The 26904-nt window shown below is 63.8% G+C and carries 23 protein-coding genes and 1 rRNA gene; 6 read left to right on the top strand and 18 right to left on the bottom strand.

The genetic code is table 11. The annotated features are described in order from the left end of the window. Positions 1 to 93 precede the first annotated feature (93 nt). The 3 genes from BH683_RS07805 to BH683_RS07815 all read right to left on the bottom strand — a co-directional run bounded on the left by BH683_RS07805 (position 94) and on the right by BH683_RS07815 (position 3631). Positions 94 to 1615: ribosomal RNA gene (locus BH683_RS07805) — 16S ribosomal RNA — on the bottom strand. A gap of 497 nt (positions 1616 to 2112) precedes the next feature. Continuing rightward, the gene (locus tag BH683_RS07810; protein ID WP_084835694.1) at positions 2113 to 3150 is read right to left on the bottom strand and encodes a hypothetical protein; all 1038 of its coding nucleotides are present in this window, start codon (positions 3148 to 3150) and stop codon (positions 2113 to 2115) included. A gap of 76 nt (positions 3151 to 3226) precedes the next feature. Then, positions 3227 to 3631, bottom strand: a complete 405-nt coding sequence (locus tag BH683_RS07815; RefSeq protein ID WP_246833257.1) for a hypothetical protein — start codon at positions 3629 to 3631, stop codon at positions 3227 to 3229. Positions 3632 to 3977: 346 nt separating this feature from the next. Here BH683_RS07815 and BH683_RS07820 point away from each other — a divergent pair, with 346 nt between their 5' ends. Next, positions 3978 to 5135: a hypothetical protein gene (locus BH683_RS07820; RefSeq protein ID WP_084835696.1), complete on the top strand. Its 1158-nt coding sequence runs from the start codon at positions 3978 to 3980 to the stop codon at positions 5133 to 5135. A 118-nt stretch (positions 5136 to 5253) separates the two neighbouring features. Here BH683_RS07820 and BH683_RS07825 read toward each other — a convergent pair whose 3' ends face one another. The 9 genes from BH683_RS07825 to BH683_RS07865 form a co-directional block, all read right to left on the bottom strand. Continuing rightward, complete coding sequence (locus BH683_RS07825; protein ID WP_084835697.1) at positions 5254 to 6963, bottom strand: alpha/beta hydrolase; 1710 nt, start codon at positions 6961 to 6963, stop codon at positions 5254 to 5256. Between the two features lie 4 nt (positions 6964 to 6967). Beyond that, positions 6968 to 7270: a hypothetical protein gene (locus BH683_RS07830; RefSeq protein ID WP_084835698.1), complete on the bottom strand. Its 303-nt coding sequence runs from the start codon at positions 7268 to 7270 to the stop codon at positions 6968 to 6970. Positions 7271 to 7389: 119 nt separating this feature from the next. Then, a complete protein-coding gene (locus tag BH683_RS07835) occupies positions 7390 to 8577 on the bottom strand; it encodes an ATP-grasp domain-containing protein (protein WP_084835699.1) in 1188 nt (395 codons plus the stop codon). 240 nt (positions 8578 to 8817) lie between these two features. After that, on the bottom strand, positions 8818 to 9114 hold the full coding sequence (locus BH683_RS07840; protein ID WP_084835700.1) for a hypothetical protein: 297 nt from the start codon (positions 9112 to 9114) through the stop codon (positions 8818 to 8820). 302 nt (positions 9115 to 9416) lie between these two features. Continuing rightward, the gene (locus tag BH683_RS07845; protein WP_084835701.1) at positions 9417 to 10385 is read right to left on the bottom strand and encodes a phosphotriesterase; all 969 of its coding nucleotides are present in this window, start codon (positions 10383 to 10385) and stop codon (positions 9417 to 9419) included. A 96-nt stretch (positions 10386 to 10481) separates the two neighbouring features. Then, a complete protein-coding gene (locus BH683_RS07850; protein WP_168186995.1) occupies positions 10482 to 11612 on the bottom strand; it encodes a hypothetical protein in 1131 nt (376 codons plus the stop codon). A gap of 392 nt (positions 11613 to 12004) precedes the next feature. Continuing rightward, positions 12005 to 12982 carry an NAD-dependent epimerase/dehydratase family protein gene (locus BH683_RS07855; protein ID WP_084835703.1) on the bottom strand — a complete coding sequence of 326 codons (978 nt, stop codon included), beginning with the start codon at positions 12980 to 12982 and terminating at the stop codon, positions 12005 to 12007. A 47-nt stretch (positions 12983 to 13029) separates the two neighbouring features. Continuing rightward, positions 13030 to 13401, bottom strand: a complete 372-nt coding sequence (locus tag BH683_RS07860) for a hypothetical protein (protein WP_084835704.1) — start codon at positions 13399 to 13401, stop codon at positions 13030 to 13032. A gap of 133 nt (positions 13402 to 13534) precedes the next feature. After that, the gene (locus BH683_RS07865; protein ID WP_084835798.1) at positions 13535 to 14932 is read right to left on the bottom strand and encodes an acyl-CoA synthetase; all 1398 of its coding nucleotides are present in this window, start codon (positions 14930 to 14932) and stop codon (positions 13535 to 13537) included. Positions 14933 to 15006: 74 nt separating this feature from the next. Here BH683_RS07865 and BH683_RS07870 point away from each other — a divergent pair, with 74 nt between their 5' ends. The 3 genes from BH683_RS07870 to BH683_RS07880 are packed head-to-tail and all read left to right on the top strand — an operon-like array spanning position 15007 to position 17344. After that, positions 15007 to 15489: a cupin domain-containing protein gene (locus BH683_RS07870; RefSeq protein WP_084835705.1), complete on the top strand. Its 483-nt coding sequence runs from the start codon at positions 15007 to 15009 to the stop codon at positions 15487 to 15489. After that, the gene (locus tag BH683_RS07875; protein ID WP_084835706.1) at positions 15486 to 15668 is read left to right on the top strand and encodes a hypothetical protein; all 183 of its coding nucleotides are present in this window, start codon (positions 15486 to 15488) and stop codon (positions 15666 to 15668) included. Before BH683_RS07870 ends, BH683_RS07875 begins: the two co-directional genes overlap by 4 nt. After that, entirely contained in the window at positions 15665 to 17344 is a 1680-nt protein-coding gene (locus BH683_RS07880; protein WP_084835707.1) for an amidase, read from the top strand. Before BH683_RS07875 ends, BH683_RS07880 begins: the two co-directional genes overlap by 4 nt. Positions 17345 to 17462: 118 nt before the next feature. Here BH683_RS07880 and BH683_RS07885 read toward each other — a convergent pair whose 3' ends face one another. The 5 genes from BH683_RS07885 to BH683_RS07905 all read right to left on the bottom strand — a co-directional run bounded on the left by BH683_RS07885 (position 17463) and on the right by BH683_RS07905 (position 25331). Further along, positions 17463 to 18446 (bottom strand): FAD-dependent oxidoreductase, encoded by a 984-nt coding sequence (locus tag BH683_RS07885; protein WP_246833247.1) that lies wholly within the window; start codon positions 18444 to 18446, stop codon positions 17463 to 17465. A 42-nt stretch (positions 18447 to 18488) separates the two neighbouring features. Next, positions 18489 to 19334 (bottom strand): sulfurtransferase, encoded by an 846-nt coding sequence (locus BH683_RS07890; protein ID WP_084835708.1) that lies wholly within the window; start codon positions 19332 to 19334, stop codon positions 18489 to 18491. Positions 19335 to 19434: 100 nt separating this feature from the next. Further along, positions 19435 to 20229, bottom strand: a complete 795-nt coding sequence (locus BH683_RS07895; RefSeq protein WP_348639216.1) for a hypothetical protein — start codon at positions 20227 to 20229, stop codon at positions 19435 to 19437. A gap of 129 nt (positions 20230 to 20358) precedes the next feature. Continuing rightward, the gene (locus BH683_RS07900; protein WP_084835710.1) at positions 20359 to 23703 is read right to left on the bottom strand and encodes a DEAD/DEAH box helicase; all 3345 of its coding nucleotides are present in this window, start codon (positions 23701 to 23703) and stop codon (positions 20359 to 20361) included. A gap of 119 nt (positions 23704 to 23822) precedes the next feature. Continuing rightward, positions 23823 to 25331 carry a carboxyl transferase domain-containing protein gene (locus tag BH683_RS07905; RefSeq protein WP_084835711.1) on the bottom strand — a complete coding sequence of 503 codons (1509 nt, stop codon included), beginning with the start codon at positions 25329 to 25331 and terminating at the stop codon, positions 23823 to 23825. A gap of 68 nt (positions 25332 to 25399) precedes the next feature. Between BH683_RS07905 and ykgO the strand changes: the two genes are divergently transcribed. Further along, positions 25400 to 25522 (top strand): type B 50S ribosomal protein L36, encoded by a 123-nt coding sequence (gene ykgO / locus BH683_RS07910; RefSeq protein ID WP_084835712.1) that lies wholly within the window; start codon positions 25400 to 25402, stop codon positions 25520 to 25522. Between the two features lie 73 nt (positions 25523 to 25595). On the opposite strand, the gene BH683_RS07915 is transcribed toward ykgO, so the two are convergent. Then, the gene (locus BH683_RS07915; RefSeq protein ID WP_084835713.1) at positions 25596 to 26408 is read right to left on the bottom strand and encodes a mycofactocin-coupled SDR family oxidoreductase; all 813 of its coding nucleotides are present in this window, start codon (positions 26406 to 26408) and stop codon (positions 25596 to 25598) included. A gap of 100 nt (positions 26409 to 26508) precedes the next feature. On the opposite strand from BH683_RS07915, the gene BH683_RS07920 reads away from it, so the two are divergent. Continuing rightward, positions 26509 to 26901 carry a VOC family protein gene (locus BH683_RS07920; RefSeq protein ID WP_084835714.1) on the top strand — a complete coding sequence of 131 codons (393 nt, stop codon included), beginning with the start codon at positions 26509 to 26511 and terminating at the stop codon, positions 26899 to 26901. Positions 26902 to 26904 lie beyond the last annotated feature (3 nt).

Below are 26904 nucleotides of genomic sequence, written 5' to 3' on the forward strand. Positions count from 1 at the left end.
TGGGGCCACCCATTCACACCACCATCCCCGCAAAGAGATGACGCCGGCGCTGGTACAAAGCAGCGCAAAGAACGGGTTTATGTTGCTCCTTAGAAAGGAGGTGATCCAGCCGCACCTTCCGGTACGGCTACCTTGTTACGACTTCGTCCCAATCGCCAATCCCACCTTCGACGGCTCCCTCCCACAAAGGGGTTGGGCCACCGGCTTCGGGTGTTACCAACTTTCATGACGTGACGGGCGGTGTGTACAAGGCCCGGGAACGTATTCACCGCAGCGTTGCTGATCTGCGATTACTAGCGACTCCGACTTCACGGGGTCGAGTTGCAGACCCCGATCCGAACTGAGACCGGCTTTAAGGGATTCGCTCCACCTCACGGTATCGCAGCCCTCTGTACCGGCCATTGTAGCATGTGTGAAGCCCTGGACATAAGGGGCATGATGACTTGACGTCATCCCCACCTTCCTCCGAGTTGACCCCGGCAGTCTCTCACGAGTCCCCGCCATTACGCGCTGGCAACATAAGATAAGGGTTGCGCTCGTTGCGGGACTTAACCCAACATCTCACGACACGAGCTGACGACAGCCATGCACCACCTGTACACCAACCACAAGGGGGGCCATATCTCTATGGCTTTCTGGTGTATGTCAAACCCAGGTAAGGTTCTTCGCGTTGCATCGAATTAATCCACATGCTCCGCCGCTTGTGCGGGCCCCCGTCAATTCCTTTGAGTTTTAGCCTTGCGGCCGTACTCCCCAGGCGGGGTACTTAATGCGTTAGCTACGGCACGGATCCCGTGAAAAGGAACCCACACCTAGTACCCACCGTTTACAGCGTGGACTACCAGGGTATCTAATCCTGTTCGCTACCCACGCTTTCGTTCCTCAGCGTCAGTTACTACCCAGAGACCCGCCTTCGCCACCGGTGTTCCTCCTGATATCTGCGCATTTCACCGCTACACCAGGAATTCCAGTCTCCCCTGTAGTACTCAAGTCTGCCCGTATCGCCCGCACGCTTGGAGTTAAGCCCCAAGTTTTCACGAACGACGCGACAAACCGCCTACGAACTCTTTACGCCCAGTAATTCCGGACAACGCTCGCACCCTACGTATTACCGCGGCTGCTGGCACGTAGTTGGCCGGTGCTTCTTCTCCAGGTACCGTCACTTTCGCTTCGTCCCTGGTGAAAGAGGTTTACAACCCGAAGGCCGTCATCCCTCACGCGGCGTCGCTGCATCAGGCTTGCGCCCATTGTGCAATATTCCCCACTGCTGCCTCCCGTAGGAGTCTGGGCCGTGTCTCAGTCCCAGTGTGGCCGGTCGCCCTCTCAGGCCGGCTACCCGTCGTCGCCTTGGTAGGCCATTACCCCACCAACAAGCTGATAGGCCGCGGGCCCATCCCAAACCGCCGGAGCTTTCCACCACAAAACATGCATTCCGTGGTCATATTCGGTATTAGACCCAGTTTCCCAGGCTTATCCCAAAGTTTGGGGCAGATCACCCACGTGTTACTCACCCGTTCGCCACTAATCCACCAGCAAGCTGGCTTCATCGTTCGACTTGCATGTGTTAAGCACGCCGCCAGCGTTCGTCCTGAGCCAGGATCAAACTCTCCATGAAAACTCACTAAAACCACCCCCGAAAGGGCACGTTTCAACAAAATCCGTCAAGAAGAGATTTTCATAATCCCAACCAAACAAAAACTGACACCACCACAGGACTCAAAACCTGCGATGGAATCAAAAATAAACTAACTAATGCCGGCACCACAACCACCACAACAACCTCCCCCCTATGCCGGAGAAAAGTCACAGTGACAGAAGCAGCACCTAAATGGCACTAACAATCCATCGACACACTATCGAGTTCTCAAAGAACACACCCCCACCGACTTCGACACCCACAACAGGCGCCATCCCGGCAAAGATATTTTGTTATGTCCGCGACGATGCGCTCCACAGTGAAGTGGACTCGTATCTATCGTGGGCGGCCAGCGTTGTTCCTTCAGGAAACTTCCTGTCGGTGTTAGGGCCGCTCCGGACTCTCGCTCTCCGGCGCCTCACTCGCTGACTTGAAGAAAGTTACGGGACTACCGTGCCAGGAGTCAAATCGCCTGGTTAACGGCGTGTTGCGCCAGGTTGTCGATCAGGCAACGGTTCGGTTGCTTCAACTCGGTCGCACAGCTCGCGCAGTGGCACATCGTGGTTCTTGCCGGCGATCTTCCCCAGGGCCTCGTACCTGCTCACGCTGTTGCCGAACCTCCGGTAGAGGTAGTCACCCTCTTCTCTACTGATCGAGCTCCCCAGCGGCGCAGCCCCGGCCTCTCCGAACACCAGGAGCCGGTTGGTGACCGGACTTCGCGGGGTCGTGTACCCGGGGTTGATGAATGCTCGCAGGATGGGGCGCAGCGCCGACAAGACTTCGCCGAGCCCAGGATCGTCGTCACCGGTCGACGCGGTGCGTCCGAGTTCCAGCAGGTAGGTCGCGGTGTTGAAGTCGGCGTCTTCGGGGCGGGCCGCTACGCTCCCCCGTCCGAATAAGCAGGCCCGGAGTGTTCTGACCGGATCCACGCGGTCCGATGACCTGGCCTTCGATGTGCGGGCGATAAGACCGTCCTCTCGCACGATCCGATGCACCACATATCGGGTCTTGCTCTCACGCTCGGCCGCCAGTGCTGCGGCAGACCTGCGGTATTTCTCGATCATCGCCAGCTCGCGCGGGCCCACGTGCTCGTCCCGCGTGGACCCCGGCGGCGGTTCACTGGCGATCTCCCGGCATACAAGGTCCGAGCCACCCAACCGCGTCACATCCCGGAGCAGGTCGATTCGGCGGAGCTGGTCCGGATCGAGCCGGGTGCGCAGCAGCGTGATCCGGCCTGGCGGCACATCCGGTCGCGACAGATACAGCGCGACCGTGTCCGAGAGCCGCTCCGACGTGGCGTTGGCTGTCCACTTCCCTGGGATCTTCAGCGCCGACTTCATCAGGGCGTCGTCGCGCCAGAGGCACTCCCAGGCTTGCTGGTCGGTGAGGTCGGGACGACGCACCAGGACACGCCACGGCTGGAACAGCGGGTGGGCGGTGGCGATCATCCACGCGATGACCGGCTTCGGCAATTCCACTGTTGCACTGCACATTGCGTGCATCAACAACTCCATTGGCGCTCCTCGCGAGCGGTACTTCGACAAATATCAGAGGACCGACGACGAGGGTGAGTCGTTGGTGGGGCCGGCTTCAGTCGTCGTCGGGAGGCAGCAGATCGTCCGGGAAGCGATACTCACACCCGAGGGCATCGGTCGATTCGGTGCCCCAGTTGTCGCGGAACCAGGTCACGCAGATGTCGGCGAGCAACTCCGGATCGCGACTGAACAGGTAGCCGTCCGTGCAGTCCTCGAAGTTGTCGTTGTAGAGCCACTTGTTCAGGGGCAACTTGTCCGAGGAGTAGTCGGCGATCAACAGGTGACCGAGAACGCAGCGGGAACGCCGCAGCATCATCACACCGTCGGCCAACATCTGGACTTGCGCGCAGACGACCTCGCCTTCGTGGTCATCGTCGTAATCGATGTAACCGCTAGGCCCCATCTCGAGGATGAAGCCGACCGGCTTGTCGGTGAACGACTCGACGAGCCAGGCAGCCATGTCGGACCACTCGTGCACGCCCGAGGTCTTGTCGGGTTCATCCATGGTGGTCCTCCTCTCGTCGCTTCCGAACACAACATAGCGCTGGGTTCCGACAGGAACGTTCGCAGGATCTCCCGGGCGTTTCTCGCCCTGAGATACATCAACCAAGGTCAAAAATGAACGGGGACGACCACTGCGCAGTAGCAATCGCCATCCACGTCGATCGAGTCGTTCTCGTAGGGGATTACCGCTCGCAAAACTTGGTAGTCGCGAACACAGGTAGGCCACTACTCCTGCCGAGCCGTCACCTGGCGGCGCACAATTGTTCATCGGGACAGACACCCGCACAGCCAGAGGTGGCCGCATGGACGAGATCTCCGCAGATGAACAGGCCCGGCTCGAGAAGGCGCTGCGTAAACACCGGAAATCCCTGTCTGCTTACCCCAACGTGCACACTGTCGACGTGGGGTTCGAGTACGCCGACGGCTCACCTACCGGCCGACTCGCCCTGCGTGTCCACGTGACCGAGAAGAAGCCCGAGACGAAGCTCAAACGCGTCGAGCGGGTCCCTGACCACATCGACGGGATCCCTGTCGATGTCATCCAGTACAACCCCGAACCACATCTCGTCCGCACCGACCGCTTCGATCCTCTGCGGGGCGGCGTGCAGATGATGAACACGTCCAAAACGACGGCCGGGACCTTGGGCATGATCGTCTTCGACCGAGACAGTCTGCAACCGCTTGCGCTGTCGAATTGGCATGTGATGCTGCGAAACCCAGCGCAGCCGGCTGATGTCATGGCGCAACCGTCGGGTGTCGACGTCATGGGCGGCGTCCTACGCTACGACAGGGCCCTCGATTGCGCCGTCTGCGTCCTCGCCGGACGCACCTGGTCACTCGACCTCCATGAACTCGGCTCGGCGACCGGGCTGAGCGAACCACGTCTGGGAGCGAAGGTCATCAAGTCGGGGTTGACCACGGGAGTCACCTGGGGCGTCGTCGAGGGAGTCAACGCCAGTACCTTCACGATCGTGCCCGATGATCCCGCCATGCCGGAGATCAGCCTCGGCGGTGACTCGGGTTCCGTGTGGATCAACCGGTCGGACAGCCTCGCCGTCGGCCTGCACCGCGCCGGTAATGACGAAGCGGTGGCGGGCAGCACCGAACGGGCGACGGCAGTCCGCATGATCGCTGTCACCGACAAACTCAAGGTCCTTGTGTTCGATGGCCTCGCCGTCAGCACGGCCTGGATCGGCGGGACCTGCCGAGTCCTGGCACGAACCGCCCCCAACACCGACTGCTCGGTCGAGATCCGTTATCCGAGCGGACGACGCAGCAGCGCCGCAGGATTGGCGCCGAAACGCTCCGACAGCACCGGCTGGGTGGAATGGACCTGGCGCATCGGCACGTCCACCGCGCGCAAACCGGGCATCGAGTATCTCGTGGCCACGGTCACCCTCGGCGGCGCCACCAGGTCCATCCAGCGCAGACTCGAAGGCCACACGAGCACCGAGCACTAGTCCGCGCCTCGCGTGGTGATTCTTTCGGGCCAAGCGATACTGCCACCCGTCGCCGCGTTCGGAACGCACACCGAGTCGCCTCTGATGACACATCGCACCTGGGCCGGCTTCAGCTGCCTCACTGCACGTCCCCATACTTGCCCGCGATGATGCGGCCCATGTTCAGCAGCGACACCGACTTGTCGTCCCAGTAGTCGCTGTGGGCATCGAGGCTAACGCCCGGCCCCCGTTCGGATTCGAAAATCCGCGCCCCGAAACCACTGTCATGAGGATCGGCGCCATGCACCACCTCGACGAGATTGATCACGTCGTCGGTGGCGACCGTCGCCCAGACGCGTTGCGTGTTGGGCCGATCGTCGGGACCGGTCAGGTTCAGGTCGCCGACGTCATCAGGGCCGCCGAGCCCGGGACTGGCGACGAACACGACATCGTCGACGTTCAACTCCCGCCTCCCGGACGCCGCCTCGGCAGCCACGACCGTCCCGTAGCTGTGACTGATGATCGTGTTGTGCGATCGCCCCAGACCCTCATGGGTCGCGCGAAGACCCTCCTGCAGATTCAACAGGGGTTCCGCTCCCCGGGCCGCGTACACACCCGCTCCGGCTTCGAGCAAGTTTGGCGGCGCGTCATAACCGAACCACGCGATTGTTGCCGTCTCCGAGGACTTGTCGGCATCTGAGGCTGCCTTGACCATCCGATCGGCGCGCTCGACACCGCCGCCGATCCCGGCGATGTTCGCACCCGTGCCGGGGACGTAGGTGGCGACGTTGTCCGCGGTGTCGGGATTGTTGACAGCGACGACAGCGTGTCGCCTGTCCACCTTCATCAGATACCGCTTCCTCTGGCCTGACTCGGCCGCGACTGTGTTCTGCAATCCGGTCAGCCCCGCCAGGTCAGCCGTCGCCGAATCGTGGAGTTGCTGCCAGTCCTGGAGTCGCTGACGGTAACCGTTCGGATTCCCCTGCTCTCCTGGGGCATTGCGCGTCGGATACAACGCGGGGTCAGGTTCGATTGCCTCGATGTCGACGATCTTGCCGCGCGCCTCGTTCTGCAATTCGCCCAGGTACCGACGATTGAAGTGGTCGCGATCGGCCACCGGGATCCCGTCCATGTTCCCCACTCCCCGGTCGTGATCCCAGAGCGCTGCCTTCTCGGCGGATGTCAGACCACCCCAGAAGTCGTTGAGCACCTGCGGGTCCGACGGCAACCGGCCGCGTCCGTCGATGATGTCGCGCACCACTGGGCTCAACGGGACGGCGGTGGTGGCACGGTCGGCGTTCTGGACCAGTTCACCGAGCGTCTCGGTGATCGCGGCAGCCAGAACCGCGTCGGCACTCCCCGCTGTCGCGAGCGCGTCCGTCAGATACGACTGGTACTCGGCTGCTCGACGAACGGCGAAAGCACGTGCTTCCTCGTAGCCCAGGCTCGCCGGTATCGCGATGGGATGCCCCGGTCGGGAGTCTGCGGGCGCCGTGACGGTGCCGCTGTCTGCGACGAGGAAACCGTTGCGCGCGATACTGTTCGCCCAGTTGCGGACGACTTCGCTCGAACGGACGACATCCGGTCCGAGGCGGGTGATGGCGTCGGCGATGTCGAGGATGGTGATCGCGAGCCGGTTGCCGGCCTGCTTCTCCGAGTCGGTCCGGGCCTGCGACGCTTCGGCCGCATCGCCCCGCCAGCTGTCCATGGTGGTGGCGACAGATCTGGCGACGTCGTTCATCGCCGTGTCAAAGGTGTCGACCGCGGTGTCGATCCCAGTTGCGGTCGAAGACAAGAAGTGGGCATTCGACGCCCAGGTACGGGCCTGGGAGACAGTGGGTGTGCTCACCGGATCAGAGCTTCAGCAGGCCGCTGATCGAGTCGGCATACTGCTCGTCGGTGATTCCGACGGTCCGTACCGCCTCGGTGTTCTTCTGGGCCAGGGCGTCCACCCGCATCGCCACCGCATTCAGCGCCGCCTCGATCTGGATCTCCGCAGTCTCACACGCCGCCGCGACATCGGACCCTTTCAGACCTGCGAGTAGTCCGGCGAATGTCCGGTTCACATCGATGCCGCGGATATCGTTCGCGGCGTTGGTCAGATCGGTTGCGAGCGTGCGGATCGCGTCGAGATCCGCCTTCAACACTGGTGCCATCTGGATTCCCCCCAATCCTCGGTGATCGAGACCGACGCTAGGTCACGGTCGAGACGTCGGGGGCTGTCACCGAGGCGGGAGCACCAGGCCTGTGGATCGTCGGTGGACCTGTGGACAACTCAGCGGATCGGTGAGCCGTTCCACGACACGTCGAAGAACTGCGCAGCCACGAGTTGTTCGCGCGTATCCCGGTCGACTCCGAGCGCCTTTCGGTACCGCAGTACGTGCTGCAGCGACAGCGCTGTGTAGAGCAGCGGCAGGTGATCGTGCTTCGGTCCGTAGACATCGCTCGCGCCGTGAGCGGCACGCAGGTTGGCCCGGGCCCGGCTCGGGTGCAGCAGCGCGTCCCGCAGGACAGCGACCTTGATCGATCGCTTACGCCCCGCGGGCACCACCACCGGCGCTGCCGGCCGCGGCCCGAACAGCGCAGCGTCGAACTCTGCTGCCGTCGCGACCGTGCATCCCGACGTGGGGCGTGGGTTGCACTCGACCATGTGGTGCACGCCGTCGTCGGTGACGAGGTAGTCGAAGCTCAGCTGGCCATGCCAGTTCAGTTCGCGCGCAATGGTTTGCGCAGCGTGCAGCGACTCGGGTGAGTCCACCGACTCGAAGACGATGCCGCCACGGTCGTCGATGGTGAGGGGATGCTCGTAGCAAGAATGCAATACCACCTCACCGTGGTGGACGACGCTCCAGCTGCACCGGTCGACGCCGTTCAGATACTCCTGCACGAGCCAGGGTTCTGCGGGTGTCGGGTGGATGTCGTCGAGACTGGATTCGCCCGCCAGTGCGCCGGTGTTGGTGATGATGTCGAGGCCACCGCGCCCGTATGCGGCACGCGCGAACCAGTGGTCCCACTTGTCGACGGCCTCCCGGATCTCGGCATTGGACGTCGCCGTGATCGACTGCGCCACAGAAAGTCCGAGCGCCTCACACAATTCGCTGAACGCCACCTTGTCGTGCACCTGCGCCAGGGTCTCGAACGACGGAAAGAACAACTCGGCCCGGCCGGCGAACTGCTCTCGATACGCCGCGAGGTAGAAGACCTCTTCGAACATGGGGATCAGCCAGTTGATCTGGTGCTCGTCGATCAGCTCGTCAACTGCGGCGATGAAGGCCATCGGGTTCTGCGCAGGTGCGGGCACCTCGGCGTGCCGCGCCGCTCCCCGCGAATGGCTACCCGGCGACGCCTTGAAGGTGTCCACCGCCGTCACGTCCCGGCCCGTTTCGCCCAGCTTGCGGATCTCATCCACCGCGAAGGGCATGCGCGATGTGGTGGCCAGGATGCGGGGCGCGGGCGAGCTCATAACCTGGAGATCTTACGGAACCACTCTGCGTGTCGGATCCGACACTTGGACGCCACCACACCCGACCGAATTCAACCTCCCTCCTTGATCGGGCCGACCTGTACGTCGTCGATGCCGCGATCTTCTGCTGCGTCGATACACCTGCCGACCAGTTCAACTTGGGGCAGCCCGGGCGGTCGCCGGGAGTCAGACCCGACACGAATTGCAGTCGGGTCCGACGCTCCTGACGACCACCCCTCCCTACCTACAGAACTGGTTCGCTGCAGCGGCGTATGGATACCAGTAGTTGTAGTTGTTCATCTTCTTCTCCGTGGGATTCCAGACCCCATTGGGCGCGAACCAGAGGTGAACACACGAATTGTTGGCGAGAATATCTGCCCTGTTGTTGATCAACGACTTGGCGAGTCCCGGATAGAAGCCTGGGGGCAGTCCTGCGATCACAGGCAGCACTCCCGAGTTCAAGATGTCGCGGGTCTGAGCGCGAGTGAAGGCCGTGTAATACGGATACACAACACCATCCAGCGCCGGGACGTTCATGTATACGGAGGGGAACGGATTCACTTGCATCGCAACCGGAACCGGTTCGGGCGCCGCACTTGCCGTAGTAGCTATCGGGACCACTGCACCGCACGCTATCAAGAGTGCAGCTGCGCAACGCCATAAAAACTTCTTCATGCTCTCCCCTTAGACCGATTCCGATTTCGGGGCGCAAGAGTTCCGACCAAGCTCCGGCGTCTCGCTGCTGATTGTCAGCAGATTAATGATCATGCACCTGCCGGTAGGCGATAGCAACGATGCTTAGCGCAGCTAGTGTCTTAGATCGCTAGCGACCGAACCGCCTACTCAAAATACCGTCGCGGATTGTCGACGAGCATCGTGGTGATCTGCTCGGTCGACACCCCACGTTCGCGTAGCGCCGGCAGCACGTCGTCACTGATGTGGGTGAAGATCCAGTTCGGCACCGCCGCAGCCTTGGCGTGTTCGTCGAACCAGTCGATGAAGCACGACGCGTCGTGTGCCAAGACCATGCGTTCTGCATAGCCGCGGCGCACCATCTCGGCGACCGTGTCGACGCGTTGTTCGAAGGGCAGCAACACATCCAGTCCGAAACGGTCCATCCCCAGGTAGGACCCGGCATCGGCGACCTTGCAGAGGTAGTCGAGGTCGGTCGTGTCACCGGAATGACCGATCACCACCTTCGAGAGATCTGCCCCTTCTTCTTTCAGAACCCGTTGCGCCACCAGCCCCGACCCTGTGTGCGGATTGGTATGCACCGTGATCGGCACCTTCGTCTCGGCCTGAGCGGCACCGACAGCGCGCATCACCCGTTCCACACCCGGGGTCAGACCCTGCTCCTCGATGGCGCATTTGAGAAAAGCCGCCTTCACGCCGGTATCGGCGATGCCCTCGCGGATGTCCTTGATGAACAGCTCCACCATCGGCTCGGGTGTATCGAACAGTAAACCCGGCCCGGTGTAGTGGAATTGGAAGGGGATCTCGTTGTAGGTGTAGATGCCGGTGGCGACGATGATGTTCAGGTCGACCTCGGCGTTGATCCTCTGCAGCCGGGGAATGTAGCGTCCCAGCCCGATGACGGTGGGATCGACAATCGTGTGGATCCCGCGCGAGGGCAACGCAGACAGCTTCTGGATGGCGTCTTCGACCCGGCGCTCTTCGTCCCACGCGTTCGGGAAATCAGGGTAGTTCTGCCGCATCTCCTCCCCCAGCACGAATACGTGCTCGTGCATGAGGGTGCTCCCGAGCGCGGACGTGTCCACGGGTCCTCGAACGGTCTCGACGGTTGTCACACCAACTCCTCACCGGACGTCGGAGTGACGCCGCCACTTCATGGTGGCGCAGCGCCGCGGACGAGGAGATCGGTTCGAGGAACTGGGCCCGGGGACCTAGAGGTCGTCGAGATCGTCGTCGTCACTCAGATCAGGGATGCCCGCGAGAATGGCCGGGCGCAGCGCCGGCGGAACCTCGAGCAGACCGTCGACCACCACGAAGTAGCCGTCAGCGATGAATCGCGTCGTCAGCGCACTGCCGAATGTTTTCGCGAAGACGGTCTGCTGATCGTCGAACTCGTCGTCCACGGGATCAATGGGTGACAACGGTTCGTCCGTCATCCCGGCGAGGAGAAGCTGCAAGACTATGAAGCCGCCATCCCTCGAGATGTCCGTCGCCAGGAAATCCGCCAACTCCGCCGCGATGGTGGCCGTGAGCACCTTGCGCAAGGTGTGCAGATCACCGGCCGACAAAAGGGTCACGCGGTCGGTCGGCTCGGCCCGGCCTTGATCGATGGCGACGAAGCCGAGCGTGGTCAGCACCGCCCACGGGATGCTCACGCTCGAGAGGTCGTACATCGATTCGGGGCGCTCGCTGATCTCGAACCCGAGTCGGGAGCTGAGGTCGACGGTGTCATCGACCGTCAACTCATTGGCCTCCGTCAAAGAAACGCCGTCGCCGATCCACTCGAGGACGACCCCCAGGCGCGCCATCAGGGGTAGCGCCGCGAGCGCCTCACTTTCGACCTGCGGATCCACCGGATCGAGTTCGATCATCGACGGTGTCCGAATCGGGGGGACATCGAGCTGGTCCAGCCCCAGGACGCCTGTGCAGTAGACCAGGTCCTCCTCGGTTCCGGTCCACCGGTCTGTCACCTCCAGGAAATGGAGCCACGCCATGGCGGCGAGCTGCAATCCATCGGAGACCTGCAGGTCGATCTCAGACCCGTTTGCCTCGACGTCGTCGAGGAAGGCTGCAAACACATCGAGGTCGGCCATCGTCCATGCTGTCGCACTGAAGCGTGGGTTGCCGTGCGCGATCATCCCCAACACCGGCCCGATACCGCCCACTGCCTGCTCAGGAGTCAATTCGTTCGCGAATTCAGACTCCGGAAGCCAGGCGGTGAAGGCTTGCTCCAACAAAGGATTGAGAACGAACTCGGTCCTCGAAGAGGCGCGACGCTGGTCACGAGCCTTTTGCTTGTCGGCTCGACGCTTGCGATTGTTGCTCTTGCTCGATGCCATCACACTCCGAATGGTAAATGCCATCAGGGCGATGAACGGAAGCCGGCCGGAACCCGAGTATGTAGGCGCTGCGAAAACCCCTCAACTGGCGCAGCATCTACACAATCGGGTTCCGCAGAAGTGCCACACACGCGAGTGACACTGAATCCGGCCGACCCTACTCTTCAGTAGGTAACTGATAATGCACCCTGAGCGAGACAAATACAACCATCGTTAGCGGAACTAACACGGCGTTAACGTATTTCAATTCTTGTCAAGCGTCCAAAACATAACAATGCTTATCTGCACCGGGGCAAAGGATTACGGCTGTCGCCTTTATCGATCCCGCCTGAAATCGTCCACCTGAACACCGATGAAGGGCATATTTCCCTTTGAGTGCCACGAAATGGACGATCTCAGGGCCGCGCCAGCGCCTCGAGTGTCTCCTTCGACGAATATTTCGGGGTCCAGCCCAGTATGTTGGCGGCCCTGGAGATGTCCATCACGACAGATGTCTTGCCGATGTGTATCCATTCGGCATCCGACGGCACTTTGGGTAGGCGCTTGATCACCTCTGCGGCGACTGTCACTGTGGCCGACGGAACCTTCACAGGCTGGCCACCCAAGGCTGCTGCCACCTCGGAGATCGACACCGTGCCGGTGCCGGCGATGTTGTAGGCGCCGGCGGGCGCGTCGGTGACGGCACAGTGAGCGATCGCGGCAGCCACATCGTCGTGGTGCACCAGTTGCACCGGGGTGCCGGGGTCCGGGATCGGCATCTTCAGACCGGGCACCGCGCCCGCTACCTTGCGGACGGCATCGGGAAACCAGTTCCAGGGCATGGCGTCGGCCAACGCGGTCGCTTTCGGACCGGCGACGATGCACGGCCGAAGAATGTAGACCTCGAGGTCGGTCCCGGCGACGATCTCGGCCACCGCAGCCTCGACCTCGGCCTTCTGCTCGGAGTAGTAGTGCTCGCTCGATCCACGGATGGGCGTGTCCTCAGTCAGCGGCAACGGGTTGTCAGCGTGGTACCCGTACGCCGCCACCGACGAGGTGTAGACGATACGCGTGGGCCGCTCCGCTGCGACCGTGGCCTCGAAGACGTTCTTCGTGCCCTGCAGGTTGACCCGCTGTCCCTCCTGCCGCGAACCGAGGACCAGGAAAGCGAGATGGACGACCACGTCTGCCTCGCTGACCAGAGCCTTCACCGCATCGGTGTCGAGGATGTCGCCTTGGCGATACTCGGTCTTCGTCCAACCGTGGGCCGCGGGGTCGAACTCGCGCCGCGCCATTCCGAGCACGCGATCCACCCCCGGATCCGCTTCGAGCGCCGTGACTGCCGAGATTCCGATTTCACCCGTCGGACCGGTGACCGCAACTGTGAGACCCATGCAGCGCAACGTACCCCGATCAGAAGCGGATCATGCGTATCCCTTGATCACTTCTTGGGTAGCTTGGCACCCATCTTCTCGGCGAAGGCCTGGGTCGCCTTCATCGGTCGCAGCATCACCGTGAACTCGTCGATCAAGCGGTCGGGAGTCTCGTGGATGAAATCGCAGCCCTCGATGTCGAGGCCGTCCACCTTCGCCCGGAACACCAGGCCCGTGTAGCCATCGAGTGGCGAATCCAGTTCTCGCACATACTCGAAATCTTCGAAGGTCTCGAAGGCGGTCTGCAGTACGAACGCCACCGTCTCGCGACCTTCGAAGGCCTTGAACGCCACCGGACTGTTGAACGTCACCTTCTCATCCAGCAGCGACGCGATGTCGTCGACCTTGTTCGACTCGACTGCAGAACGGAATGCGTGCATATCCTCGACCTCCTCGTCACGGGTTCCCTCACGCTAACGGCACGCGGCAGGAAGCAGGCACAAATCCAGGATTCGGGTGCAGGTCCCTACTGCGCACGCACGCGGTGAACACGTCGCGAGGCCGGTGTTTCCGCTAGAGAAGCAACTTCTTCTGGACTTTCCCCATCGCGTTGCGCGGCAGTTCGTCGACCACTCGGATTTCCCTGGGGCGCTTGTGGTTCGACAGTTCGGTGGCCACCAGATCGATCAGGGCCGCCTCATCGATGTCGTCGCCGACCACGACGGCGACGATGCGCTGACCGAGGTCATCGTCGGGAACGCCGATCACGGCGACCTCACGCACGCTCGGATGCCCGAGCAGCACCGTCTCGATCTCGCCCGCTCCGATCCGGAAGCCACCGGACTTGATCAGGTCGATGGACGAGCGGCCGACGATCCGGTGCATGCCGGCCGCATCGATGACGGCGACGTCTCCGGTGACGAACCAGCCGTCGTCGAGCCAGGATTCGGCGGTCGCCTCGGGGCGTCCCAGGTACCCCTTCGACAACATGGGGCCGCGAATCTGCAGATCACCGATCGTCTCACCGTCGTGCGGGACGTCGGCACCGTCGTCCGCCCGGAGCCTGGTCTCGACACCCGCGACCGGTAGCCCGACCCAGCCGGGTCGACGTTCGCCGTCGGCGCGGGTGCTGATCGTGATCAGGGTTTCGGTCATGCCGTAGCGCTCGACGATCTGGTGCCCGGTCAGCTGTTCGATCTTCTCGAACACCGGGACGGGCAGGGGTGCGCTGCCGGACACGAGCAGACGGGCCGAACGCAACCCTCTGGCTGCGTCCTCGTCCGCCGCGATGCGGGACCACACGGTGGGCACTCCGAAGTAGAGGGTGCCGCGGGCCGCCGCGTACTTCGCCGGGGTCGGTGTGACGGTATGGATCACCGACCCACCGACACGCAGTGGGCCGAGGATACCGAGGATCAGGCCGTGGACGTGGAACAGCGGAAGCCCATGTACGAGAACATCGTCCGCGGTCCACGCCCAGGCGTCGGCAAGCGCGTCGAGTCCGGCCGCGATCGCCCGCCGAGCCATCGGGACGCCTTTGGGAAGTCCGGTGGTACCCGAGGTGTAGAGGATGAACGCCGCCGAATCCGGATGCGGTTCGGGGTGGCTGTGCCACGACCGCGCGAACATCCGGACCGGGAGAACCGGCAGGGTCGGATCGTCGGGTGCTGCCCCGAGCCAGGCCTGGGCCCCCGAGTCGTCGAGCATGTGCTGCCGCTCCGCAGCACCGGTGTCGGGCGGCACGGGGACCACCACGACGCCCGCGATGAGCGCACCGACCACCGCGACCACGGTCTGCGCGGTGGGCTCGGCGAGGATGGCGATCCGGCGGGCGCCACGGATACGTTCGGCCACCGAGGTGGCCGCGCCGATCAGATCACTGCGCGAGAGGGTGACATCACCGACCGTGACGACTGCGGATTTGTCCGCTCCATTGGCAAGGGCAGATTGGGTCAACGACGGAAACAGCAGCACATCGACCACTTTCTCACATCGTTTCCGCCAGGCTCTCGTCCGTGACGGGAGTTCAGGGGAGAATCGTCGCCATGGGCAATCACGACGGATTTCATCCTGATCTGGAGACCACCGGTGCCGAGTTCAGTCGGCAGTCGCTTCGGTCCCGGCTGCATCATGTGAAGGCGTCCGCTGTCACCGGCGACACTGCACAGACCGACGGGATGCGCCGGCTGGCAGCGATCAGCGGCGAGACGGTCGGCTCGGAAAAGCTGTGGATGGGCGAAACCCACGTAGCACCCGACACAGCCTCGGCCAATCATCACCACGGCGAATCCGAGACCGCGATCTTCATCCGCAGCGGGCATCCGGAGTTCGTCTTCCACGACGGAGTCGAGGAGGTACGGATCAGCACCGAACCCGGCGACTACATCTTCGTGCCGCCGTACGTGCCTCACCGCGAAGAAAACCCCGATCCCGACAACCCTGCGGTGGTGGTGATCGCCCGCAGCACCCAGGAAGCCATCGTCGTGAACCTGCCGGAGCTGTACGCGCTCGACGAGGAACTGTCGTGACCGGTCGCCCGGTGACGATCACCGCTCTGCTGGAGGTCCCTCGCAGCCCGATCGCACTGGGGCCGTTCCTCGACGAGGTCTCCGATGTCGAGGCCGTCAGCGTAGGACATCTGCACTGGATCACCGTCTCCGCCAACGTCGAAGCCCGCTTCGAAGCAGTTCGGTCGGACAACCCATGAGCACAGCCAAGCCGTTTCCTGTTGTCGAGACGTCCATCGCCGACCTGCGCAGGGCGCTGGACTCGGGCGAGGTCACCAGCGTCGACCTCGTCCAGCGGTATCTCGACCGCATCGAGCACTACGACCGCAACGGGATCACGTTGAACGCGGTGGTGGTGATGAACCCTGACGCGGCCGCCGAGGCGAAAGCCTCCGATCAGCGTCGCGCGCAGGGCGCCTTGCTCGGTCCGCTCGATGGCATCCCGTACACCGCGAAGGACAGCTACAAGGTGCGCGGTCTCACCGTCGCGGCCGGCTCCCCCGCATTCAAGGACCTGGTGGCGGGCGACGACGCCTACGTGATCTCCCGCTTGCGGGCCGGCGGTGCGATCTGCCTCGGATTGACCAACATGCCTCCCATGGCGGCAGGCGGAATGCAGCGCGGGGTGTACGGCCGGGCCGAAAGCCCCTACAACGCCGACTATCTCACCTCCTCATTCGGATCGGGTTCGTCGAACGGCTCCGGCACGGCCACCGCAGCATGCTTTGCGGCATTCGGCCTCGGCGAGGAGACGTGGTCGTCGGGTCGGGCCCCGGCGTCGCACAACGGTCTGGTTGCGTACACCCCCTCACGCGGCGTCATCTCGATGCGCGGCAACTGGCCGCTCTACGGGACAATGGATGTCGTTGTGCCACATACTCGAACCGTCGAGGACATGTTGCAACTGCTCGACGTCATCGTCGCTGACGACGACAAGACCCGCGGCGATTTCTGGCGTATGCAGCAGCACGTACCGATCCCGAAGGCGTCTTCCGTCCGTCCAGGCGACTACCTCGCGCTGGCCAACACCCTTGCGCTACAGGGTAAGACGATCGCGGTGCCCCGGATGTACATAAACTGCGACTTCGCAGGAAAGGATCCGGTACACACCAGGCAATCCATCATCGATCTTTGGAACAGTGCTCGTGCCCACCTCGAGGCGCTCGGCGCGACCGTGGTGGAAAGCGACTTCCCGATCGTCGAGAATCACGAGGAAGACCGGGAGGGGGCCTACAGCATGGTCAGTCGCGGGCTGGTGCCCGACGACTACTTTTCCTGGGAGATGGGTGTGCTGATGATGTGGGGCTGGCACGACTTCCTCGACGCCAACGGCGACCCGGACCTCCACGCTCTCGCGGATGTCGACGGGCCACAGATTTTCCCGCTTCCGCCGGGGGCCTTGCCAGATCGCTACGACGTCGAAGACGAAGATTTCTCCGTGACCGTCGAGCGGGCCAAGCAAGGGGTGCCCCCGCTGGGTAACATCCCGAACCTGAAGTGGGCTCTGACAGGACTCGAGGAGACGCGGAAATCCGACTACGAGGACTGGCTCGACGCCAACGGATTTGATGCCGTGGTCTTTCCGACGCAAGCCGATGTGGGACCTGCGGATTCTGATGTCAATCCGGCGTCCGCGGACATCGCCTGGGCCAATGGGGTGAGGTACTCGAACGGAAACCTCGCGATCCGGCACTTCGGCATCCCCACGGTCACGGTGCCGATGGGTCTGATGGTGGATACGCAGATGCCGGTCGGGCTGACGTTCGCCGGACGGGCGTACGACGACAACCAGTTGCTGGCCATGGCATCGGCCTTCGGGAGCTCGGCTGATCGCCGGCCGGTGCCCCCGCGAACGCCGGAGTTGCCTCAGAGCTGATCTGTGTGGGTCTTGCCCAGCAACGACTCGGGCCTGAAGAGTTCGGGCACCGTCGCCTCCGTCACCGACCGCGCGAGCGCTTCTCCCAGCACCGGGGCATGTTTGAACAGGTTGTGCCCTACCAGGAAGTACGATTGTCGGCCTGCCAGATGGCGACACCGTCATCACCCCAGGGCAACGTCGTCACCCAGCAGTGCACATGGCCGATGGGCTCGGGGTCGAGGCCGGGCAATGCCTTCGATACGTATGTCGCTGCTTGATCCGCCACTGCGGCGAGCTTGTTCGGATCGGATACTCCCCCGAACTCGTTGGGTGCGACCTCATCCGATGTTCCCAACCCCACGGCCGTCCGGTCCGGGTAGGCGGCCGCGTAGACGCGGGTCTCCCCGAACGCGCCGCTTCCGTCCTGCAGATTCGGCAGGGTCACGAGACCGGGTTCTCGCAGCCGGAACGACGACCGCGCATGCGCGGTCACCCGGACGGGCACCGATACACCCGCCGCGGATGCCAGACCTGCGGTGCCCTGACCTGCGCAGACCACCACCGCGCCGTGGGTGCTGACACCCGCACCGGTACGGACCTCCACGCCGCCTGCACCGAGCGGACGGGTCGAGAGGACGTGGTCGTTGATCAACGATCCACCCACCTTCCCGGCCAACGCACCGATCGCGGCGTGGGTGCGGATCGCACCCGCGCGCTCGTCGAACATCGCGGGCCCCTCGTACTCCGCGAGAAGCGGCATCAGCGAACGCAATTCGTCGGCGTCGAGAGCTCGCACCGGCGTGTTCGGGTGGGCACCGAGCGGTATGAATCTTCGTGCGGCCGTATTGCCCAGCGCAACGGCCCCGTCACCCGAGACCAACTCGGTCCCGAACTCGTCGGACCAGTTGTCCCACAACGTGCGGGCGCGGACGGCGAGATCGATCATGCGCACGTCGTCGTGGGCGTGCCGGAAGAGTCTCGATGGGCCGGTCGACTGCCCGGCACCCGGTGTGCCGCTGTCGTAGACGGTGACAGCGAGGCCGGTCGCCTGCAGTGCATGAGCCGCCGACAATCCGATGATGCCGGCGCCGATGACAGCGACGTCTGACGTGATGGTCACGGTGACCATTTTATGGGCGGCTGAACACGGAACATGCGGGACCTATGCGTCGGGACCAGTCGCGATCGGGTTGGCTGGATCCGAACTCCACTGTGACCAGGACCCCGGGAACAGCGTCCCCCCGATGCCGGCGAGTTCCAGGGCGACGAGATCGACAGCCGCTGTCACCCCAGAGCCGCAATAGACACCGACCGGAACGGATCCGGTCACACCCGCTGCCGCGAAGAACTCACGCAACTCTGACGGATTCCTGAAGAAGCCATGCTCGTCGAGAGTCGCAGTACTCGGAGCATTTACCGCTCCCGGGACGTGACCCGCCACAGGGTCGATCGGTTCGATCTCGCCGCGATAGCGCTCAGGGGCCCGGGCGTCGACCAGGACCCCTGCAAAGTTCAGCACCTGCTCCGCCGTCAACGTCGGCAACTGCCCGGAATACAGGTCGGTCGTCGCGAGCTCGACATCACCAGTGGCGGGCGTTTCGCTACCCACCGCGAGCGAGTGACCCGCGGCGACCCAGGCACCGAGCCCGCCATCGAGAATCCGCACGTCGGCGATGCCGGCGGCACGCAGCACCCACCACGCCCTCGACGACCCCGCACGGTTCCAATCGTCGTAGACGACAACTGAATCACCGCGGTTCACACCCCACCGGCGCAACGCGGCCTGCAGCGCTGTCCCTTCGGGAAGAGGGTGCCGGCCACGGCCGGAGACTGAGTGGTCACTCAATTGGGTTTCGAGGTCGACGTATACCGCCGAGCGAATGTGTCCCCTTTCGAACGCCTCACGACCATCGGGGACCGGCAGGGACCAGCGCACGTCGAGCAGTCGCAACCCACCCCGGGGTCTCTCCAACTCGGCTGCCAACTCGGGAACACTGATGAGACTCATATCAACCCTCTCACTCGTTTGGCCGGGTTCGCCCTGACATCGTCCATCTCAGCATGCACGGAGGGCATATTGCCCTTCGCCACCTCTCACGTGGACGATCTCAGGGCCGAATGCGGTGCCGGTCGGCGCGGGTGACGGCGCGGACGTCCTCGAGGACATCGTCCCAGCCGTACAAGACGTCGTCGTACGTGAGCCGCATCGTCAACCATCGACCCAGCAGGGCATTACGGTCCCGGCGCCGGTCGTTCCGATAGTTCTCCAGGCTGGTGTGGTGACGTTCGCTGTCGCATTCGATCAGCAGGCGGCCGACTCGAAGGTCTACCCACCCCACGTCGGGAATGTCAGGTTGCACGTGGACCGTGAATCCGGCCGAGCGCAATCGCACCCGGGTCAACGACTCCGTCCCCGACTGCGACTGCGGGTCGCATTTCCTCATCAGCGCCCGCATCTGCTCGGGCACTACTCCCATGTGGCGCTGGAGATCGGGAATGGTCCATCCGGCCTTGTTCAGCGCAGAATCGCAGACCGTTATCCAGTCCTCCTCCGTCATACACTTCGCCGCAGTTCCGAGCGCCACGGGGATGGAGTCAATCGCTGTGAGCACCGGAGCAGCAGTACCGTAGCCATGGCAGAACCTCGCGGCTTCTCGTCTGCCGTATTTACTCACCCGAACGTGTACGCGTTCGTATCCCGGCGGTACCCACAGTCCGTGGTACCGCAGGGCGGAGACGCAGCCGAGGGCTCCACCCATCCGGACTGCTTCCACCACAACTGGATCAGCGATCGGCGTCGCGTACCAACCAGGTCGGAGCCGGATCAACGATCCGTCGCGGACCTGCTTACGCACAAGCCAGTCGTTGAGCTCGCGCTCCCGTAGCTCATCCAGGCTGAACACCCCACACCCCATGCATATTTGACGCACAACGGGCCCGTGGCGACCCGCACACCCTGAGATCGTCCATCTGAGTGCCGATGAAGGGCATATTGCCGTTTGCCTGCCACGAAATGGACGATCTCAGGGAGATCATCCGAGCATGTTCCGAATATCGTCGGCATCGACGGCCGAGGAGAACAGCTCACCATCGTCGACGACGGCAGTGAAGAGTTCGCGTTTGCGATCTTGAAGCGCAACCACTTTGGCTTCGATGGTGTCGGCGGATACGAGCCGGTAGACCGTGACCGGCCGGGTCTGCCCGATTCGGTGGGTGCGGTCGATGGCCTGGGCTTCGGCGGCCGGATTCCACCAGGGGTCGCAGACGAAGCAGTAGTCGGCCTCGGTCAGGTTGAGTCCGAAACCACCGGCCTTGAGGCTGATCAGGAAGACCTGGGTCTTGCCGGAGGTGAACGTCTCGACGGCGGCAGCACGTTCCCGCGACGACAACGAACCGTCGAGGTAGCTGTACCGGATTCCCTTGATGTCGAGAGCTTTCCGCAGCACGTCGAGGAACCCGGTGAACTGACTGAAGATCAGGGCACTGTGCCCTTCGGCGATCAATTCCGGCAGTTGTTCGCAGATGAAGGTCACCTTCGCCGAGTCGACATCGCCGTGGGCGGGATCGACGAGACCGGCATGCAAACTCAGCTGGCGCAACATCGTCAGCGACCGGAAGATCTGGAAGCGGTTCTTCTCCCAATCCCCCAACAGTCCGAGGACGACCTCGCGTTCCCGGACGAGCCGGGTGTCATAGATCTTGCGGTGCTTCTCCGACAACTCGATCTCGAGAGTCTGCTCCTGCTTGGCCGGCAGGTCCCGGGCCACCTGATCCTTGGTCCGCCGCAGCATCACCGGTTTGATCCGCTTACGTAGGACAGGCAGGCGCTCCGGATCCTCGCCCTTCTCGATCGGCTTGCGGAAGAAGGCCGCAAATGACTTCGGGTCGGGGAAGAGCCCGGGCACCGTGATCGACAACAGCGACCACAGTTCCATCAGATTGTTCTCCATCGGAGTGCCGGTGATGGCGAGTTTGAACGGCGTGTTGAGGCGCCGGGCGGCCTGATGGTTCTTCGCGTTGTGGTTCTTGACGAACTGCGCTTCGTCGAGAACCATTCCGGCCCAGTCCTGCCCGTTGTAGGCGTCGATGTCGAGCCGGAGCAGGTTGTACGTGGTGATCACGATGTCGGCGTCGGCGACCACATCGGCCAGGAGCGTACGGCGCTTGGCCTGGGTCGCGGTGACGGTCACGGCCTTCAGGTCGGTGAACCGATGACACTCGGCGGCCCAGTTGATGAGCACGCTGGTGGGCGCCACCACCAGAAAGCGTCGGGTCTCCCCGTTCTCCCGGGCCCGCCCGAACATCGCCAGGGTCTGCAAAGTCTTGCCCAGACCCATGTCGTCGGCCAGGATCCCGCCGAAACCGTTGTCCCACAGAAATGACAGCCAATTCAGACCCTCGAGCTGGTAGTCGCGCAGAGTGGCATGAAGCATGGCCGGAGGTTCCACCGCGGTGGGCGGCCGGGCGGCACTGAGCTTTTCGACCCGCTCCTGCCATTGCTTGAGCTGTTCGTCGACGACTCCGAGCTGCAGGAGCTCCTCCCACAACGTCACATTGGCCGGTTCTGCTTTGGCGCCGCGGTCATCGTCGAACTCGCCGAGCGCCTCGGCCTCGTCCATCAACTGTTTGAGCCGGTTCAGTTCGGGCGCGTCCAGCGGGAAATACACGCCAGACGGAAGCAACATGTGGGTTGCACCCGTCGACAATTCACTGATCACGTCTTTGATCGGCACCTGCTCGTCGTCGACGTCCATGGTGATCTCGAGGTCGAGCCAGTCCGATCCGACCGTCTCCGCACCGGTGAACCGCAGACGGGCCCGATCCTTGACGCGGCGAAAACGCTGCGACTTCTCGTCGACCTCGACCACCAGGTCGTCGCGTTCTCCGAGCTCAGGCAAGACTTCGGCGCAGAATCGGGCCGTCTCCAGTGCGTTGAGATGCAGACCTCGCCGTAGCGTCGTCAACGACTGTGCCCGGACCGCCGCGTCATAGTCGGACTGTTCGATCTGGTCGGCCGGCGGAAGCACGCCCATGGGATATCCGCCTGCGGTGTAGGCGGCGAGTGCCTTGAGGGCTGCACGGTCGACGACGAGCATCGCCGATACCAGGGCGTCGCGCAACCGTTCCCACAGTTCGTCTTCCGCCGCGGGGTCACGCCACCGCGGCAACGTGCTCACCGCACCGGAATCGATGTCATGGGGTTCACCGTTGACGAGATACCGGGTGGCCCACTCGGTGTGGGCGACGTCGCCGGTGAACGACACGGTGAGGAGCCCGACCGGCCCGGTGACCGTCGGCGGCGTGAACAACCCTTCGGGTACGTGCACCGGGACCGCGTCCAGGAGCCGTGGCAAGAAGTCATTGGTGAACTTGAGGGCGTCGGCGGCCGGGATGATGACCGGCTGAGTGTGGAGCAGCTTCGCGATATGCCGAAACTCCGGGTCGAACGGCGCGAGCGTCGCCACACCCTCGTCGTCCAGGTAGCAGATGCCATGGGGCTCATGCTTTCCCAGCACAGTCACATCGTCCGTCGTCAACACCTTGTCGTCGATTGCCATCGCTACGCTGACGTGCGCGTCTTCGCCGTGATCACCGCTGAGGTCGACGGTCAGCGTGGCCTCCGCGGCGATGCGGATGTCGACGATGCCCGATCCCGGGTCCCCGAGAATCGGGATTCCGGCCGCCAGGGCCTCGTCGAGTTGATGCCAGATGGTCGACGGCGCGGTTGCCAGGATCAGGCCGTGCGGTAACCCGTAGTCGGTGACCCTGAGCGAGTCGGACCCCATCCTCTTCAGGATCGAGAGGTGCCGCCCGTCGAAATGATCGGGACTCGCCTGCATCAGCGTCGGCCAGTCGATCCCGGACCGGATCCACGCGGTACGCGTTCCGGGCCGCAACGGGCGCAGCGCGAACTGGGGCCCGCCGCTCCGCCGCCGTGGGTCCGGTGTGGTCACGAACATCTGCAGGCCGAGAGGTTCGTTGCGTGGTGGGGTCCGGGTCAGCAGTGGCCGCAGCTTCTGCTCCCAATCCGGGACGGGTGGCACGAGCGTCAGCGTGGACCGGGGTGACTCGGGTGCGTCACGGGCGAAGTCGAGAAGGAGGGCGACGGAGTGTTTGCAGAAATAGCCGACCGGGCAGGTACACGAGGCGTCGGCGATCTTCCAGGCCGGTCCCAGATGGCTGAAGACGATCTTGATCGAGTAGATCGAGACGCCCGAGCCCTGGCAGCGCCCGGTGAGGCGGCGTTTCGCCTCGTCCCAGGTCACGCCGACGAGCCGCCGCTGTCGCGCATAGGCCGACCCACGCTGGATCGTCCCGGCGTCGTAGTCGCTGCACAGCGACGCCGCGGTGATCAGGTGTGCCCAGTCGGTGGTCATTGGTTGCAGGTTAACGCGGCCCGCCGACGGATCACTCCATGTGCGTGCCGTCGTCGCCGGTTATGCACAGGCAGAGTGGCTGTCCACACTCCGGCGTCAAAGAGCATCGAGGGTCGTCGTCATGAAGAACCACCGATCCGCTGCCGACGTATCTCGCGGTGGCGAGCCCGCCCTGGCTGGTCCGTCGCGGCGAGGCCTGCGAGTTCGATGGCGAGCTGCGCGCCGAGTTCGGGCAGGAATCCACCTGGTGCGCCGGTTTCGGCGATGACCACGTCCACGATGCCGGAGGCGTGTAGGTCCGTGGCCCGAATACCTTGTCGCTCTGCCATGTCGGGGGCATGGTTGACGTCGCGGTGGACGATCAGACTCGCACCTTCGGGTGGGAGCGGCGAGAGCCAGGAGTTCGCCATGGCGATGACCCGATCGGCCGGTAGGAGTGCCAAGGCGGCGCCGCCCGCACCCTGACCCAACAGCACCGACACCGACGGCACCTCCAGCGCCGTCAATTCGGCTATGCAGTGGGCGATCTCGTTCGCGAGCCCACCTTCTTCTGCGTCGACCGACAGATCTGCGCCGGGGGTGTCGATCACCGTGACCAACGGCAAGCCCAGGCTTTGCGCCATGCGCATCCCCCGCCGGGCCAGTCGCAGGTCGGCGGGGCCGACCAGCCCTCCGGGCAACTGCCGATTCCGGTCCTGCCCGACGAGCACCACCGAGTGACCACCAAACCGAGCCAGTGCCAACACGATTCCGCTTCGGGCGTCGGGAGCACCGCCTCCGGCGAGCTCGGCCACCTCCTGAGCGGATACGCGGAGCAACTGGGCGACCCCTGGCCGGTCCGGTCGCCGCGACGCCTCGACGACGTCCCAGGCCGAGGACTCGGGGACACCGCCCTCCGGCCACCGCGGCGTCGCCGGTGCGTCGCCGGTGCGCACCGGTTCGGCGAGAATCCGTAGGATCTTCGCCACCATCGCACCCAGCTCAGCCACGGGCACAACAAGATCGATCAGCCCATGCGACCGCAGGTTCTCCGACACCTGCACCCCGGCAGGAAAAGGATTGCCGTACAGACCTTCGAACACCCGCGGGCCGAGGAACCCCACCAGCGCGCCGGGTCCTGCCATGCTCACGTGCCCCAGCGAACCCCAGGAAGCGAACACACCACCGGTCGTTGGGTGCCGCAGATACACCAGATAGGGCAGCTTCGCGGCCTTGTGGTCCACCACGGCCGCGGTGATGTTGACCATCTGCAAGAACGCGGCCGTACCTTCTTGCATGCGAGTTCCGCCCGACGCCGGGAGCGCCAACAGCGGGAGCTCCTCGGCGGTCGCCCGGCGGATGGCGGACACCACCCGGCGACCTGCATCCCGGCCGATCGATCCGCCGAGAAAGGCAAACTCGCTCACCACGACTGCAACGCGTACGCCGTGGACGGTCGCCTCACCACAGATGATCGACTCGTCCAGACCGGTCTTCTCACGCGCTCGCGCGATGTCGGCGGCATAGTCGGGATCCTCGGGCAGCGCCGTGATCTGGGTGTCCCACGGATGCCAACTACCCTCATCGGCCAACTTCGCCAACAACTCCGTCGCGGGCACCTTCTCCGGCCCCTGTGTTTCGTCGCTCACCCGTCAACCGTAGAGGGCTTGCGCGGTACGCTACTATTGGTAATCATTACCATTAAGTAGGAGGCATCGTGAAAGTCAGAAACTCGCTGAAGTCACTCAAGAACCAGGCCGGATCCCAGGTGGTCCGCCGTCGCGGCAGGACTTTCGTGATCAACAAGAAGAACCCACGACTGAAGGCCCGGCAGGGCTGATCAGCCCCGATCTTGGTGGGTTCTGGCGGGGCCGACCTGCGGAAACGCTCGCCACAACCCACCACAATCGGGATCAGAAGTACTGGGCGCCGCCGTCGACGGACAGATGTTCTGCGGTCATGAAGGACGACTCGTCCGACGCGAGGAAGGCGACGACGTTCGCGACCTCCTCGGGTTCGGCGAAGAACTGCTCGAGAAAAGGGGTGCCCATCGCGGCGAGCTTCGGGTTCGCCGCGTTGGTCTGCTCGATCCGCGCCACCATGTCGCCCGAACCCATCGGCGTGCTCACCGCACCTGGGTGAACGCTGTTGACGCGGACGCTGTGCGCCCCGAGTTCGGCGGCGAACGCCCTGGTCATGCCGGTGACCGCATGCTTGCTGGTCGTGTAATGCACCATGAACGGCTGCACCTTCTTGCCCGCGTATGAGCTGATCAGGATGACCGAGCCGCCGCCCCGGTCGATGAGATGGGGCGCCGTCGCCATCACGGTGTTCCAGACGCCGGTCACGTTGATGTCCATGTGGTCGCGAAAGATCTCCGGCGTCGCCTCATCCCACGTCGCCGGAATGCAGATGCCCGCGTTGGCGACCACGATGTCGAGACCACCGAGCTCGGCGACGGCATCTGCGGCCAGGACCTTCAACCCGTCGAGATCCCGGACGTCGCCTTGCCGCAGCAGCGCTTTTCGACCCTCGGCTTCGATCAATCCCGCGGTCTCCGCGAGGTCGGCCGGCGTCGCGGATTCATACGGCACCCCGGGCAACGGACCTGCCAGGTCGACGCCGACGATGTCTGCGCCTTCCCGGGCCAGGCGGACCGCGTGCGCACGACCCTGCCCGCGGGCGACCCCGCTGATGAATGCGACCTTGTCGGTAAGACGTCCCATGTGCGCTACCCACTCTCGGTTCGGTGCAGTACGTCCACACTCTAGGCAGGAGAGGCGAACCCGCACGTCAGAGAGGCCCGACCCGACTACCATCGGGGCCATGATCGACCATCTGAGTCTGCAGTCCGCCGATCCCGGCGCGAGCGCGGCGTTCTACCTTCGCGTCTTCGAACCGCTCGGGGTGAAAGAAGTGATGCGTTTCGACAGTCCTGATGGCCTGCTGGTCGCACTCGGCGACGGCGACTTCCCGGAACTCTGGTTCGGACCACTCGCGGACCCCGGCGTTCGGCCGGTGCATCTCGCGCTGGCCGCCGCGAGCCGCGAGGTCGTAGACGAGGTGCATGCTCTCGCCGTCACGGCCGGCGCAGAGATCCTGCACGAGCCACGCATCTGGCCCGAGTATCACCCGACGTACTACGGCGTCTTTTTGCGCGACCCAGACGGAAACAATGTCGAGGCCGTCAGCCACGGGTTCGAACGCCTGGGCTTCTAGCGC

The sequence above is a fragment of the Williamsia sp. 1138 genome, assembly GCF_002095435.2.
Lineage (GTDB): Bacteria > Actinomycetota > Actinomycetes > Mycobacteriales > Mycobacteriaceae > Williamsia.

Excerpts from the sequence above, each read along its gene's own strand:
- BH683_RS07820 (WP_084835696.1), top strand. The coding sequence starts at position 3,978 with ATGGACGAGATCTCCGCAGATGAACAGGCCCGGCTCGAGAAGGCGCTG.
- BH683_RS07830 (WP_084835698.1), bottom strand. The coding sequence starts at position 7,270 with ATGGCACCAGTGTTGAAGGCGGATCTCGACGCGATCCGCACGCTCGCA.
- BH683_RS07915 (WP_084835713.1), bottom strand. The coding sequence starts at position 26,408 with ATGGGACGTCTTACCGACAAGGTCGCATTCATCAGCGGGGTCGCCCGC.
- BH683_RS07855 (WP_084835703.1), bottom strand. The coding sequence starts at position 12,982 with ATGGGTCTCACAGTTGCGGTCACCGGTCCGACGGGTGAAATCGGAATC.
- BH683_RS07815 (WP_246833257.1), bottom strand. The coding sequence starts at position 3,631 with ATGGCTGCCTGGCTCGTCGAGTCGTTCACCGACAAGCCGGTCGGCTTC.
- BH683_RS07835 (WP_084835699.1), bottom strand. The coding sequence starts at position 8,577 with ATGAGCTCGCCCGCGCCCCGCATCCTGGCCACCACATCGCGCATGCCC.
- BH683_RS07870 (WP_084835705.1), top strand. The coding sequence starts at position 15,007 with ATGGGCAATCACGACGGATTTCATCCTGATCTGGAGACCACCGGTGCC.
- BH683_RS07880 (WP_084835707.1), top strand. The coding sequence starts at position 15,665 with ATGAGCACAGCCAAGCCGTTTCCTGTTGTCGAGACGTCCATCGCCGAC.
- BH683_RS07810 (WP_084835694.1), bottom strand. The coding sequence starts at position 3,150 with ATGGAGTTGTTGATGCACGCAATGTGCAGTGCAACAGTGGAATTGCCG.
- BH683_RS07840 (WP_084835700.1), bottom strand. The coding sequence starts at position 9,114 with ATGAACGTCCCGGCGCTGGATGGTGTTGTGTATCCGTATTACACGGCC.
- BH683_RS07920 (WP_084835714.1), top strand. The coding sequence starts at position 26,509 with ATGATCGACCATCTGAGTCTGCAGTCCGCCGATCCCGGCGCGAGCGCG.
- BH683_RS07860 (WP_084835704.1), bottom strand. The coding sequence starts at position 13,401 with ATGCACGCATTCCGTTCTGCAGTCGAGTCGAACAAGGTCGACGACATC.
- BH683_RS07890 (WP_084835708.1), bottom strand. The coding sequence starts at position 19,334 with ATGAGTCTCATCAGTGTTCCCGAGTTGGCAGCCGAGTTGGAGAGACCC.
- BH683_RS07900 (WP_084835710.1), bottom strand. The coding sequence starts at position 23,703 with ATGACCACCGACTGGGCACACCTGATCACCGCGGCGTCGCTGTGCAGC.